This is a genomic window from Streptomyces sp. NPDC111516 (assembly GCF_055635345.1).
On record NZ_JBVKBV010000001.1, the window covers coordinates 529,916 to 542,771 of the forward strand.

The following is a 12,856-nucleotide window of genomic DNA, read 5'->3' on the forward strand; positions in this document are numbered from 1 at the left end:
GACCCCTCGTGACCTCAGCTCCCTCCTCGGCGGCGGGCCGGCTCTCCGCTCTGCTTCCCGACCTCTCGCCCCTGCGTTCGTCGGCCGACTTCCGGCTGCTGTGGATCCAGGGGCTGGTGACGTACTTCGGCAGCTTCATGGCGTTGATCGCGCTGCCGCTCCAGATCAAGGAGCTGACGGGTTCGCCGTTGGCCGTCGGCGCGATGGGCGCGGTCGAGCTGGTGCCGCTGGTGGTCTTCGGTCTGTACGGCGGGGCCCTCGCGGACTCCGCGGACCGCCGCAAGGTGATCCTGGGCACCGAGGCGGGGCTGGGGCTGCTGGCCCTCGTACTCCTGGTGAACGCCGCGCTGCCCGACCCGATGCTCTGGCCGCTCTATCTGGTGGCGGGCGGGGTCTCCGCGCTCGCCGGGCTCCAGCGGCCCGCGCTGGACTCCCTGATGGCCCGCATCGTGCCGCACGACCAGCTGACCGCCGCCGCCGCGCTGAACTCGCTGCGCTGGCAGTTCGGCGCGATCACCGGCCCGGCGGTGGCCGGAGTCGTGGTGGCCTACGCCGGGCACGCCACGGCGTACACGGTCACGGTGGTCACGTTCACCGTGTCCGTGCTGCTGTGCCTGCGGCTGACACCCGCGCCGCCCGCCCGGGACAGCCCAAAGCCTTCGCTGAGCGGCATCGTCGAGGGGGCGAGGTACGCCTGGAGCCGGCCGGTGCTGCTGGGGACGTACGCGGTCGACCTGGCGGCGATGTTCTTCGCCTTCCCGAACACGATCTTCCCGTTCCTCGCGGACGAGCTGGATGCCCGGTGGTCGCTGGGGCTGATGTACGCGGCGGGGTCGGTCGGCTCGCTGGTCCTCGGCCTGACCAGCGGCTGGACGTCACGGGTACGGCGGCACGGGCTGTTCGTGGTGTTCGGGGCGGCGGCCTGGGGGCTGGCGATCGCGGCTGCCGGATGGTTCGGCAATGTGTGGCTGGTGCTGGCCTGCCTGGCGGTGGCGGGCGCGGGCGACATGATCAGCGGTCTCGGCCGCTCCACGATCTGGAACCAGACCATCCCGGAGGAGCTGCGAGGCCGGCTCGCGGGCATCGAGGTGCTCTCGTACAGCGTCGGCCCGCAGCTGGGTCAGGTGCGGGCCGGCGCGATGGCGGGCTGGACGGGGACCCGCTCCGCGATCTGGAGCGGGGGTGTGGCGTGCGTGGCCTCGGTCGCGCTGCTCACCGCGGCGCTGCCGAAGCTGCTGACGTACGACTCCGGGACGGACGAGGACGCGGTACGCAGGCGCGCACAGCGCACCGCGGAGAAGGCTGCGGAAGCCAGCCCCTCCGGCGCCTGAGGAGCCGGGCGCCCAACTTGTGAGCTCCTCTTACGCCTCCGGGTCCGGCGGCGTGTCCCGGTCCTGCCATTTGGGGTCCGTCTCCCACTCGAGATTCCGCTCCTGCGCCGTCTCCATCGCGTGCCGTGCCTCCTCGGGGGAGGCATACGGTCCGAAGCGGTCCTTGGCCGGGCACTCGGGGCCCTCCTCGACCTTCTGGTGCTGCAGGCAGTAGTACCACTCGCCCGGCTTGCCGACCGTGCGCTTCTTGAACAGGGCCATCTCCGGCTCCTTCCCTCGGGGCCATGCTGCCCCACACGCGCTGGTTAGACTCGCTGACATGTCTGGCCAGTCGCTGCTCGCACCCGGGGAGATCACTCCCATCCGTTCCGTGCCCGGAAACATCCGGCGCCCCGAATACGTGGGCAAGCCGGCCCCCACCCCGTACACCGGTCCGGAGATCCAGGACGCCGATACCGTCGAGCGCATGCGCATCGCGGGACGAATCGCCGCGCAGGCGATGGCGGAGGCCGCCAAGCACATCGCCCCGGGCGTCACGACGGACGAACTCGACCGGGTCGCCCACGAGTTCATGTGCGATCACGGCGCCTACCCGTCGACGCTCGGCTACCGGGGATTCCCCAAGTCGCTCTGCTCCTCGCTCAACGAAGTGATCTGCCACGGCATCCCGGACTCCACGGTGCTGCGCGACGGCGACATCGTGAACCTCGACGTCACGGCGTACATCAACGGTGTGCACGGCGACAACAACGCCACATATCTCTGCGGCGACGTGGACGAGGAGTCCCGGCTGCTCGTGGAGCGCACCGAGGAGTCGCTGAACCGGGCCATCAAGGCGGTCCGGCCCGGGCGGCAGGTCAATGTGATCGGGCGGGTCATCGAGTCGTATGCGAAGCGCTTCGGGTACGGGGTGGTGCGGGACTTCACCGGGCACGGGATCAGTTCCTCGTTCCACTCCGGACTGATCATTCCGCACTACGACAGCCCGCACGCGACCACCGTGATGCAGCCCGGCATGACGTTCACCATCGAGCCGATGCTGACGCTGGGCACCCATGAGTACGACATGTGGGACGACGGCTGGACCGTGGTGACGAAGGACCGCAAGCGCACCGCCCAGTTCGAGCACACGCTGGTGGTGACGGAGACGGGCGCCGAGATCCTGACGCTCCCGTGACCACTGACCACACGGAGCCTTCAGTCGCGGAGTGACCGGGGTACATCGGTCGGCCCGGCCGATCGCGCCGTTTTTGTCCTCACGCGCCGGACGGGCTCGAGTTTCCGCCGGACGGGCTTGATCGAACAGCCGGCAGGACGCGCCCCCCGATCTCCACCGTGCCGTCCGGTGCCGGGGCGGTGAGGATCTGGGAGCCGCGTCCCTGCCTGATGTTGAGGGCGCGGCCCAGCTCCGCGCTGAGCAGCAGCGCCGCCGCCCCCGTCGCCTCGTCCTCCACGATTTTGTCGTCGCGCCTCGGGAACGCCCGCGCCCTGACCCGCCCCGCCGCCTCGTCCTCCCAGGCCCATACGTACAGCCAGCCCTCGCCCGGCGGCGGCCCGGTCAGCGCCTCGACCTCGGCGACTGATGCGTACCGCTCCAGCCTGCGCGGCGGCGCCCACTCGGGGCGGGCGGTGATCCAGGTGAACTCCCCGTCCTGACGCGCGAAGACCTCCCCGACCGGCAGCTCCAGGATCTCCAGGTCGAGCAGCCAGGCGGTGCCGACGAGCGGGTGTCCGGCGAAGGGGAGGCGGAGTCCCGGCGCGTGGATGTCGACGTGTCCGCGTTCGGGGTCGTCGACGAACACGGTCTCACTGAAGCCGAGTCGACAGGCCAGGGCCTGCCGGGATGCCTCGTCGGGGTACGTACGCCCGTCGCGCACGACCCCGAGGGCATTGCCGTGCCGGCCGTCGGGGCCGCAGAACACCCGCAGTACGTCGATGCCTACGGGTACGTCCAAGTCGCTGTCGCTCACCTGGGCATTCAAGCACCGCCCGGGCGACGGCCCCGCGACCGGGCCGTCACCCGGGCGGTGTTGCCCGGCACGAGGGGCTTGACCTCTGCTTGACCTTTCCATGAGTCCTTCATGAGGCATTCATGATCGCCCCGTCCCCGCGCCGCCGGGATGAGAGGTGAATCACTGCACGAGTGGGTCCAGGTCAGGCAAGCCTCGGTTAAGTTAGGCCTGCCTCACCTTCCTTTGTCCGACCGTCATTCCAGTTCTCCTGCTTCTCCTTCATCTTCTGTGGAGCCCGTATGCGAGCCGTTCGTTTCTCCGTCGTCACCGCTGCCGCCGCGGTGGCAGCCCTGACCGCCGTCACGGGCTGCGCAGAGAAGAGCGACGGCAAGGGCGAAGGGGCCCTGCAGATCGTCGCGAAGGACGACTCCTGCGAGGTCTCGAAGAAGAAGCTGCCTGCCGGTCATGTCGAAATGGCCGTGCAGAACAAGGGCTCGAAGGTCACCGAGGTCTACGTCCTGTTCCCGGACGACCGCATCGTCGCCGAGCGCGAGAACATCGGGCCCGGCACCAAGGCCACCATCACGGCCGAGATCAAGGCCGGTTCGTACGAGATCGCCTGCAAGCCCGGCATGAAGGGCCACGGCATCCGGCAGAAGATCGAGGTCACCGGCGGCAACGCGGCCACGCGCAGCCCCGAGATGGACAAGGCCGTCGCCGAGTACCGCACCTACGTCCAGGCCCAGGCCGACGAGACGCTGCCGAAGGCCAAGAAGTTCACGGACGCCGTGGCAGCCGGGGACATCGAGGCCGCCAAGAAGTTCTACGCGGACTCCCGGCTCGGCTGGGAGCGCACCGAGCCGGTCGCCGAGTCCTTCGGTGACATCGACCCGAAGGTCGACATCCGCGAGGACGGGCTGGAGGACGGTCAGAAGTGGACCGGCTGGCACCGCCTCGAGAAGGCGCTGTGGCACGACAAGAAGCTCGGCGCCGAGGAGAAGGCCCTCGCGCCGGTCCTCTACAAGGACCTGCTCGACTGGCAGAAGCGGGTCGGCACGGCGGACATCACCCCGACGTCGATGGCCAACGGTGCCAAGGAACTTCTCGACGAGGTCGCGACCGGCAAGGTCACCGGCGAGGAGGAGCGCTACAGCCACACCGACCTGATCGACTTCAAGGGCAACGTCGAGGGCGCGGAGAAGTCCTACGAGCTGCTGAAGCCGGTCGCCTCGAAGAACGACCCGGCGCTGACGGCGTCCCTGGACAAGCAGTTCGCGGCGCTGAACACGCTGCTGGACAAGTACCGCAAGGACAAGACCTCGTACGAGTTCACCTCGTACGAGAAGGTCGGCAAGGCCGACCGCAAGGAACTGTCGGACGCGGTCAACGCGCTGGCCGAGCCGCTGTCCCGGCTCGCCGCCGCGGTGACGAAGTAACGGGCGGGGAGGGACCGGTCATGTCCGATCAGAAGCAGGGCACCACCGAAACCGCGGCGGCCTCCGGCGGCCCCGCCCCGTCTCGCCGGGCTCTGCTCGGCTGGGGCGGCGCCGGGCTGGCGCTCGGCGCCGTCGCGGCCGGAGGCGCGGTCGCCGCGGTGCGTCCGGGGAGCGACCCGGTGCCGGCCGCGGACAGCGGGGCGGCCGTGCCGTTCCACGGTGCGCACCAGGCCGGTATCGCCACCGCCGTACCGGACAGGCTGCACTTCGCCGCGTTCGACGTGACGACGAAGGACCGCGCCGAACTGGTCGCGCTGCTCAAGGAATGGACCCGGGCGGCCGAGCGGATGACGGCCGGTCACACGGTCGGCGAGGGCGCGTACGGCGGTCTCGCCGAGGCCCCGCCGGACGACACGGGCGAGGCGCTGGGGCTCAAGCCGTCCCGGCTCACGCTCACCGTCGGCTTCGGCCCCTCGCTCTTCGCCAAGGGCCGCTTCGGCCTGGAGGACAAGCGTCCCGAGGCGCTCGTCGATCTGCCGAAGTTCCCCGGCGACAACCTCGACGCGGCCCGCAGCGGCGGCGACCTCTGCGTCCAGGCCTGCGCGGACGACCCGCAGGTCGCGGTGCACGCCATCCGCAACCTGGCCAGGATCGGCATGGGCCGCACCGCGATCCGCTGGTCCCAGCTGGGCTTCGGCAAGACGTCCTCGACGACGCCCGACGCCCAGACCCCGCGCAACATGTTCGGCTTCAAGGACGGCACCCGGAACATCTCCGGCACCGACACCGCCGCCCTGGACAAGCACGTGTGGGTGGGTGAGAAGGACAACGCGGGCTGGATGGCCGGGGGTTCGTACCTGGTGGCCCGGCGCATCCGGATGCACATCGAGACCTGGGACCGTACCGCGCTCCAGGAGCAGGAGGACGTCTTCGGCCGCGACAAGGGCGAGGGAGCTGCGGTCGGCAAGTCCAAGGAGCACGACGAGCCGTTCCTGAAGGCGATGCTGCCGACCGCGCATGTGCGGCTCGCCCACCCGGACAGCAACGGCGGCGCGACGATCCTGCGCCGCGGCTACTCCTTCACCGACGGCACGGACGGCCTCGGCCGGCTCGACGCCGGGCTCTTCTTCCTCGCCTACCAGCGCGATTCGCGCAAGGCCTTCATCCCGCTGCAGCGGCGCCTCGCTGCGCACGACGCACTCAACGAGTACATCCAGCACGTGGGTTCGGCGCACTTCGCCGTCCCGCCGGGCGTCCGCGACAAGGACGACTGGTGGGGCCGGGCGCTGTTCTCGTAACGGGCCGAAGCAGAAAAGGAGAACCGAAACGTGTTCAGCAACTTCCTCATCGGCCTGCGCGAGGGCCTCGAGGCCAGCCTGGTCGTCTGCATCCTCATCGCCTATCTGGTGAAGACCGGCAACAAGAACAAGCTGGTGCCGATCTGGATCGGTGTCGGTATCGCGGTCGTCGTCAGCCTGGCGTTCGGTGCCGGCCTCGAATTCGGTTCGCAGGAGATGACGTTCAAGGCCCAGGAGTTGCTCGGCGGCACGCTGTCGATCATCTCGGTCGGTCTGGTCACCTGGATGGTCTTCTGGATGCGGCGCACCGCGCGGCATCTGAAGACGGAACTGCACGGCAAGCTCGACGCGGCACTCTCGATGGGCACCGGTGCACTCGTCGCCACGGCGCTCCTCGCGGTGGGCCGTGAAGGTCTGGAGACCTCGCTGTTCGTGTGGCGTGCGGTGCACGCTGCGGACGACGGCTGGCACCCGATGATCGGTGCGTTCCTCGGGATCGCGGCCGCGATCGTCCTGGGCTGGCTGTTCTACCGGGGTGCGCTGAAGATCAACCTGTCGAAGTTCTTCACCTGGACCGGCGGAATGCTGGTGATCGTCGCCGCGGGTGTGCTCGCGTACGGCGTCCACGACCTGCAGGAGGCCGAGTTCCTGGGCGGCATCCACAACCTGGCGTTCGACATCAGCGCCACGATTCCGCCGGACAGCTGGTACGGCACGCTGCTGAAGGGCACCTTCAACTTCCAGCCCGACCCGACCGTTCTCCAGATCACGGTGTGGGCGCTGTACCTGATCCCCACCCTCGCGCTGTTCCTCGCCCCGGTAGGGTTCGGACGGTCAGAGGGCCGGGCAGTGGGCAGCGCGGGTTAAGGAGCGGGGCCGGGGTGCGTGCATCGCAAGGCGGACGATTGAGGCAGATGGGGCCTCCCCTGCTCGAGCGAAGCCGAGAGCTTGGGGAAGGAGCGTTGGTGATTGACGACAACGCCGCGAGGTGCGTGCCCCGGCCCCGCGACGCCGCGAAGTCCGCTGCCCGACCCTCTCCAGGGGGACGACGGATCAGAAGGCGCGGAAAGCAGCGGATGAGAAGTCTGAGGCCGATTCGGCTGGCGACGGGGCTCGCGACGGCGACGGTGCTGTCCATGACGGCGAGCGGGTGCGTGACGGTGCACGGCGAGCTGGAAGTGGTGCCGGCGGCAACCAGGTCTGAGGCCGCACAGGCCCTGAAGGACTTCACCACCGCGTACAACGCGGCGGACAAGGCCTACGACCCGGCTCTGGACGCGGACCGGGTCACCGGCCCGCTGGGCGCGATCAACCAGGCCGGGCTGAAGGCACGGCAGAAGAACGATCCGGACGGCAACGCGAATCACCGGCCGCTGGAGCTGACCGACGCCCGGTACGTCATCCCGAAGAAGGCCGGCTGGCCGCGCTGGTTCCTCGCGGACACCGACTCCAACCGCGACAAGGACGGCGGAAAGCTGGACACCCGCTGGCTGCTCGTCTTCGTCAAGTCCGGGCCCGGCGCGGGGTGGAAGACCGCCTATCTGTCGGTCGTCGCACCGTCCGGGCTGCCCGCCATCGCGAAGGACGGCGACGGCCACGCCGAGCCGGTGGCCGCGGACGACGCGGAACTGACCGTGGCACCGGAGGACTTGGGCACCCAGTACACGGACTACCTGCAGAAGGGCGCCCCGGACGTCTTCGCTCCCAGCAGCGCCACGTCGGGCTGGCGGGAGGCGCGCCGCACGACCCGGCGGGCGGGCTTCTCGTACCAGTACATCGATCGGCCGCTGGACAGCGGTACGTTCGCGCCGCTCGGCCTGGCAACGGAGGACGGCGGGGCGCTGGTCTTCTTCAGCAGCAAGCACTTCGAACGGCAGACGGCGGCGGCGGGGCTGCGCCCGCCGCTCAACCCGGATGTGGAGGCGCTGATGACCGGTGAGATGAAGTCCACCCTCACCAAGGAGCGGATCTCCAGCCAACTGGTGTACGTCCCGAAGAAGGGCGCGAAGGACGGCAAGGTGGTCGTGCTGAACCGGCTGCCGGGCCTGACGGCGGCCAAGGGCTCGTGACCGGGGCGGCCGGACTCACCGGGCTGCCCCGTCACCCGTCACCCGTCACCCGTCACCCGTCACCGGCTCAACGGCCACGTCACCGAGTCGTGCTCCAGATCACTCTGGTCCGCCGCGTCCGCGTACTGCGCGCACGCGTCGGTGAGCGTCTCCAGCAGGGTCAGCGGATCGGGCAACGGGTTCTCCGGCCCCCGCTCCCACCGCACGTCCAGCTCACCGGGAAGCCTGGCCGGCGGCAGGAGTACGTAGCTGCCGCGGCAGTGCCACCGCAGTCCCGGATGCTCGTCCATGGTCTCGGGGTGGCAGTCCAGCTCGCACGGCCACCATTCGTCCTCGTCCTCGGGCGTACCGCGGGTGGCGGTGAAGAAGAGCATCCGGTCGTCACCGGACCGGGCGACGGGGCCGACGTCGATGCCGGCGGCGAGGAGCCGCTCCAGTGCCTGGCCGCCCGCGGACAGCGGCACGTCGAGAACGTCGTGGATCATGCCGGTCGCGGTGATGAAGTTGGCCTGCGGCTGGCTGCGGGCCCAGCGCTCGATCTGGGCGCGGTCGGTGGTGGACTGCGTCTGCCAGGCGAAGGAGACGGGGTGCCGGGCGGGAGTGGGACAGCCGATGCGTTCGCACGAACATCGGTAGCCGACCGGATGGGCGGCGGGCGCGATCGGCATTCCGGCTTCGGCGACAGCCAGGAGCAGCGCCTCCCGGGCGGTGTCGTCGACCTCGCTCTGCTGCGGTTTGGGTCGGCGGCGAAGCCATTGGGAAAATTTGCTCTCTGAGCCGCGATAACGGCCGAAATCGGCGCCCATCTATCCCCTTACCTCTACGTTGCCCCTGCCCATGGTCCCACCATCCTGCGCCTCGGGTGGCCGGAGTCCCGAAGCGGGGTACGCGAGACAGCGCCGTGCGCTGGGCGCTATGCCACTTCTTGTCATGGAATGACGGGTGCGTCTCTGGGCTGCGCGCGGATCGGTGCCCCGAAGGCGGGGCCGGTCGGCTCGTCGGCGGTGGCCCGGACAGCGACCTCGAGGTCCGGCCGGGCGCCGCGTCGTGGATCGCGCGGCGCGAGCGCTCGCTGCGACGGCCGGGGCGGCGGGTGGCCGCCGCTCTGCCATGCCGGTCGATCCAGCAGTGACACGCGTCGACCCGCAACGGCTCAGCACCGTGCGGAACCACCCGATCGGATCACTGCGCAACCGGCCCCGGAGAGCGGACCATGGGCTCACGCACACACCCGTGCGAAGTCCCCCGCAGGCCACCCCTGCCCGCATTCGTGAGGAGCCTTCATTGCCTCGTGAAGCCACACCCCGCCGTTACCTGATGTGCGCTCCTGCCCACTTCAGGGTGACGTACTCCATCAACCCCTGGATGGACCCCGGCAAACCCGTGGATCTCCCCCTGGCCCAGGCCCAGTGGGAGGACCTGCGCGACCGCTACCGCGCCCTGGGGCACACCGTGGAGCTGCTCACGCCCCGGCCCGAACTGCCCGACATGGTCTTCGCCGCGAACGGCGCCACCGTCATCGACGGCCGGGTGCTGGGTGCCCGGTTCGCGTACCGGGAGCGGTACGCGGAGGCCGGGGCCCATCGCGAGTGGTTCCGGGCCAATGGCTTCGCCGAGATCCATGAGCCGGACCACATCAACGAGGGCGAGGGCGACTTCGCGGTCACCGCGTCGTACCTCCTGGCCGGGCGGGGCTTCCGGTCCAGCCCGCTCTCGCACGACGAGGCGCAGGAGTTCTTCGGGCGCCCGGTGATCGGGCTCGATCTGATCGACCCGCGCTACTACCACCTGGACACGGCCCTGTCGGTGCTCGACGAGGCGGGCGACGAGATCATGTACTACCCGGGGGCATTCTCGCCGGGCAGCCGGTCGGTGCTGGCGCGGCTCTTCCCCGACGCGCTGATCGCCGAGGAGACGGACGCCGCGGCGCTCGGTCTGAACGCGGTGAGCGACGGGCTCCATGTGCTGCTGCCGCAGACCGCCACGGGGCTGTTCGGTCCGTTGCGGGCGCGCGGCTTCGAGCCCGTGCCGATGGATCTGGGTGAGCTGCTGAAGGGCGGCGGCAGCGTGAAGTGCTGCACACAGGAGCTGCGCGGGTAGCCGGGGCCCGGCCGGCGGCCGGGCCGTCCTCAGTCCCCGGGCGGGCTCGACGGGTGGGGCGGCGGCCACTCGTCGCCCCACGCGATGTCCCGGGCGGCCCGGTACAGCTCGCCGTGGCGCTTGGTGACCGTGGAGCGCCGCAGGGCCTCGTCACGGGTGCACAGGTCGAGCAGCACCTGCCCCTTGCGGATCTGCGGCTTGCGGGTGACGCGCGCCCGGACGGGCTCCGTGTCGAAGCGGGTCGCCACGACGTAGCTGAACTTCTCGTCCTCGTACGGCAACGAGCCGCCCTTGACCTGCCGGTGCAGCGAGGAGCGGCTGACCCGGGCCGAGAAGTGGCACCAGTCCGCGCCCGGCTCGATGGGGCAGGCGTCGCTGTGCGGGCAGGGCGCGGCGACCTTCAGCCCGGCGGCGATCAGCCGGTCGCGGGCCTCGATGATCCGGTCGTAGCCGTCGGGGGTGCCGGGCTCGACGACCACGACCGCCTGTGCGGCGGCCGCCGCGGTGTCGACGAGCGCGGCGCGGACGTCCGCCGTCAGTTCCTTGAGCACGTAGGAGACGGTGATCAGGTCCGTGGGCGCGAGTTCGAGGCCCGCGCCGATCCGGGCCCGGCGCCACTCGGCGGCGCGCAGGGCGGGGATGCCGGAGATCCCGGCCAGTTCGCGGCCCAGGGCGAGGGCGGGCTCGGCCCAGTCCAGGACGGTCGTCCGTGGCCCCTCCCAGGCCCCGGCCACGGCCCAGCTCGCCGCTCCGGTGCCGCCGCCGATGTCGGTGTGCGTGGCGGGCACCCAGTCCGGGGCGGCGTCCTGGAGCGCGGCGAGGGCGGACCGTACCGCTTCGAAGGTCGCGGGCATCCGGTACGCGGCGTAGGCGGCGACGTCGGAACGGTCGCGGAGCACCGGGGCGTCCGTGGGGGTGGTCCCCCGGTAGTTGGCGATGAGCCGGTCGACGGCCTGGGCGGCCTGCTTGGGCGGCAGCCCGTCGAGCAGTCCGGCCAGCGCCGTGCGCAGGGCTTCCGCGATGGGGAGGGTGGCGTTCACCGGCAAATTGTAGGCGCAGGCTGCCCGCCCGCATCCGGCCCGGCACCGGCGGCGAACAGCACGGCAGGTGAACTGCCGCGACCCTTGCGCCAGTTGCTACGCTGACCGCCGCGAGGTCGGGATCGCCCATCGAGGGAAGCCATGAGACAGAAGATCGTGCGCCTGGTTCTGGTCGGCGGAGTGCTCGTGCTGGCCATGCTGCTTCTGCTGGCCACCTGCGCGGGTGGTGAGAAGAGCTCCGGCGAGCCGAAGAAGCAGGCGGAGAAGGCCTCGGTCCCGGTGACCCGGCTCACCGTCCCCTCCGTGTTCGCCACGAAGCGCGGCTGGGAGCTCATCGGCACCTCGCCCGACTACGCGCTGTCCCGGACGACGGGCGGTCTCGCCTATCTCGTGCGGGCCTCGGAGAACAGGTACCAGCTGCGGACCATCGACTCGGAGACCGGGGCGGCCGGCTGGCACGGGGAGAGCTGGCGGCCCCCGTCTGCGCAGCACTTCCCGAGACTCCTCCTGGTCACCGTGGACGACCACGAGTACTACGTGACGTGGTCGTACGGGAAGGTCGGCGAGAACGCGCTGACCCCCGCGGACACCATCGTCTCGCTGGACTTCTACGACGTGCAGGACGGCTCCCGGCGGCGCGTCGAGGTGCCGTGGAACTCCGTGCCCACGGTCTCCGCCACCGGCCCCGGCATCGTCATCAGTGACGGCCGGACGAACAGCGCGGTCGTCGACCCGGTGACCGGCCGGGTTTCGCAGCTCACCGCCGCAGCGCTCAAGTACCCGAAGGGCTGCACGACCTGCAAGCAGCTCACCGAGGTCCGCGGTCTGACGCAGAAGGGCCTGCTGGTCAGCGGGTCCAAGGAGTTCTGGGTGCAGGGCGGCTGGTTCAGCCGCGATGTCGCGCCCAAGGGCACCGACCGGGTCAGCGGGATCCCGACGTCGGTGCTCCCGGGCCTGATACTGGCGAAGTGGCAGCTCGCCAAGGACGCGAAGCGCGCCGCCACCCATGACCTGTGGACGGTGCACGATCTGGAGACGGGCAAACCGCTCGCCTCGGTGGAGTGCAGCAAGCCCGCGATAAAGCCCGGCCAGTACCCGCAGCTCGTCGCCGCGCCCTCGGGCAACTTCCTGGTGGCCGGGCCGCTCGCCTTCGACCTGCTGACGAAGCGGGGCTTCTGCTTCGAGGGGGCGGACGGCACGAAGCCGCTGACGCTGGCATCGGTGAACGACGAGGGCATCGCGTACGGTGCGGCGAACGCTCGCAACGCGGCGGACGTGCTGGCCGGCGGCGGCACCCCCGTCGCGGTGGCGGTCAGGAGCGGCACGACGGGCGCCCTGCCGTCGAACCAGCGGATTCCGGGCGCGGTGACGTCGGACGGTGTCGGCCTGTTCCGCTGGACGGACGAGAAGGACCGCCCGCATCTGATCGGCTACCCGAGCGCGCGCTGAGGGCGCACGGACCGGACCCGGGTGCGCTGCCCGGTCCGTGCGGCCCCGCGGAAACACGCTCGCGCCGACCCGGTGCGGACCTGTGTGGTCCACACTACGAACACGCGCCGGGAGAGGGCCCGGTGCCGGCGCTCGCCGCCCTCGTCTCCCGCTGCTTCTGGCCGGACCTGGTCAGCGGCAG

The 12,856-nt window shown here is 70.6% G+C and carries 12 protein-coding genes; 8 read left to right on the plus strand and 4 right to left on the minus strand.

From position 1 onward, the window contains the following. The first annotated feature begins 8 nt into the window (after positions 1 to 8). A complete protein-coding gene (locus ACZ7L9_RS02400; RefSeq protein ID WP_471411783.1) occupies positions 9 to 1,331 on the plus strand; it encodes an MFS transporter in 1,323 nt (440 codons plus the stop codon). Positions 1,332 to 1,361: 30 nt separating this feature from the next. Here ACZ7L9_RS02400 and ACZ7L9_RS02405 read toward each other — a convergent pair whose 3' ends face one another. Further along, positions 1,362 to 1,592 (minus strand): hypothetical protein, encoded by a 231-nt coding sequence (locus tag ACZ7L9_RS02405; protein WP_471411785.1) that lies wholly within the window; start codon positions 1,590 to 1,592, stop codon positions 1,362 to 1,364. A gap of 58 nt (positions 1,593 to 1,650) precedes the next feature. Between ACZ7L9_RS02405 and map the strand changes: the two genes are divergently transcribed. Next, positions 1,651 to 2,508: a type I methionyl aminopeptidase gene (map, locus tag ACZ7L9_RS02410; RefSeq protein WP_471411787.1), complete on the plus strand. Its 858-nt coding sequence runs from the start codon at positions 1,651 to 1,653 to the stop codon at positions 2,506 to 2,508. A 79-nt stretch (positions 2,509 to 2,587) separates the two neighbouring features. On the opposite strand, the gene ACZ7L9_RS02415 is transcribed toward map, so the two are convergent. Further along, a complete protein-coding gene (locus ACZ7L9_RS02415; protein ID WP_471411789.1) occupies positions 2,588 to 3,301 on the minus strand; it encodes a PhzF family phenazine biosynthesis protein in 714 nt (237 codons plus the stop codon). A 281-nt stretch (positions 3,302 to 3,582) separates the two neighbouring features. Here ACZ7L9_RS02415 and efeO point away from each other — a divergent pair, with 281 nt between their 5' ends. From efeO to ACZ7L9_RS02435, 4 genes are all read left to right on the plus strand, one after another. Continuing rightward, positions 3,583 to 4,719: an iron uptake system protein EfeO gene (efeO, locus tag ACZ7L9_RS02420; RefSeq protein ID WP_471411791.1), complete on the plus strand. Its 1,137-nt coding sequence runs from the start codon at positions 3,583 to 3,585 to the stop codon at positions 4,717 to 4,719. Positions 4,720 to 4,739: 20 nt separating this feature from the next. Further along, complete coding sequence (gene efeB, locus ACZ7L9_RS02425; RefSeq protein WP_471411793.1) at positions 4,740 to 6,017, plus strand: iron uptake transporter deferrochelatase/peroxidase subunit; 1,278 nt, start codon at positions 4,740 to 4,742, stop codon at positions 6,015 to 6,017. A gap of 30 nt (positions 6,018 to 6,047) precedes the next feature. After that, the gene (gene efeU / locus ACZ7L9_RS02430) at positions 6,048 to 6,884 is read left to right on the plus strand and encodes an iron uptake transporter permease EfeU (RefSeq protein WP_471411796.1); all 837 of its coding nucleotides are present in this window, start codon (positions 6,048 to 6,050) and stop codon (positions 6,882 to 6,884) included. 209 nt (positions 6,885 to 7,093) lie between these two features. After that, entirely contained in the window at positions 7,094 to 8,086 is a 993-nt protein-coding gene (locus tag ACZ7L9_RS02435; RefSeq protein WP_471411798.1) for an SCO2278 family lipoprotein, read from the plus strand. A 59-nt stretch (positions 8,087 to 8,145) separates the two neighbouring features. Here the strand turns inward: ACZ7L9_RS02435 and ACZ7L9_RS02440 are convergent, their stop codons facing one another. After that, the gene (locus ACZ7L9_RS02440) at positions 8,146 to 8,892 is read right to left on the minus strand and encodes a bifunctional DNA primase/polymerase (RefSeq protein WP_471411800.1); all 747 of its coding nucleotides are present in this window, start codon (positions 8,890 to 8,892) and stop codon (positions 8,146 to 8,148) included. A gap of 478 nt (positions 8,893 to 9,370) precedes the next feature. On the opposite strand from ACZ7L9_RS02440, the gene ddaH reads away from it, so the two are divergent. Next, positions 9,371 to 10,186, plus strand: a complete 816-nt coding sequence (gene ddaH / locus ACZ7L9_RS02445) for a dimethylargininase (RefSeq protein ID WP_471411802.1) — start codon at positions 9,371 to 9,373, stop codon at positions 10,184 to 10,186. A 29-nt stretch (positions 10,187 to 10,215) separates the two neighbouring features. On the opposite strand, the gene ACZ7L9_RS02450 is transcribed toward ddaH, so the two are convergent. Then, on the minus strand, positions 10,216 to 11,226 hold the full coding sequence (locus ACZ7L9_RS02450; protein WP_471411803.1) for a small ribosomal subunit Rsm22 family protein: 1,011 nt from the start codon (positions 11,224 to 11,226) through the stop codon (positions 10,216 to 10,218). Between the two features lie 141 nt (positions 11,227 to 11,367). On the opposite strand from ACZ7L9_RS02450, the gene ACZ7L9_RS02455 reads away from it, so the two are divergent. Continuing rightward, positions 11,368 to 12,675 carry a hypothetical protein gene (locus ACZ7L9_RS02455; RefSeq protein ID WP_471411804.1) on the plus strand — a complete coding sequence of 436 codons (1,308 nt, stop codon included), beginning with the start codon at positions 11,368 to 11,370 and terminating at the stop codon, positions 12,673 to 12,675. Positions 12,676 to 12,856 lie beyond the last annotated feature (181 nt).

Coding starts and splice junctions, on each gene's coding strand:
- ACZ7L9_RS02405 (WP_471411785.1), bottom strand. CDS start 1,592: ATGGCCCTGTTCAAGAAGCGCACGGTCGGCAAGCCGGGCGAGTGGTAC.
- map (WP_471411787.1), top strand. CDS start 1,651: ATGTCTGGCCAGTCGCTGCTCGCACCCGGGGAGATCACTCCCATCCGT.
- efeO (WP_471411791.1), top strand. CDS start 3,583: ATGCGAGCCGTTCGTTTCTCCGTCGTCACCGCTGCCGCCGCGGTGGCA.
- efeB (WP_471411793.1), top strand. CDS start 4,740: ATGTCCGATCAGAAGCAGGGCACCACCGAAACCGCGGCGGCCTCCGGC.
- ACZ7L9_RS02435 (WP_471411798.1), top strand. CDS start 7,094: ATGAGAAGTCTGAGGCCGATTCGGCTGGCGACGGGGCTCGCGACGGCG.
- ACZ7L9_RS02440 (WP_471411800.1), bottom strand. CDS start 8,892: ATGGGCGCCGATTTCGGCCGTTATCGCGGCTCAGAGAGCAAATTTTCC.
- ACZ7L9_RS02455 (WP_471411804.1), top strand. CDS start 11,368: ATGAGACAGAAGATCGTGCGCCTGGTTCTGGTCGGCGGAGTGCTCGTG.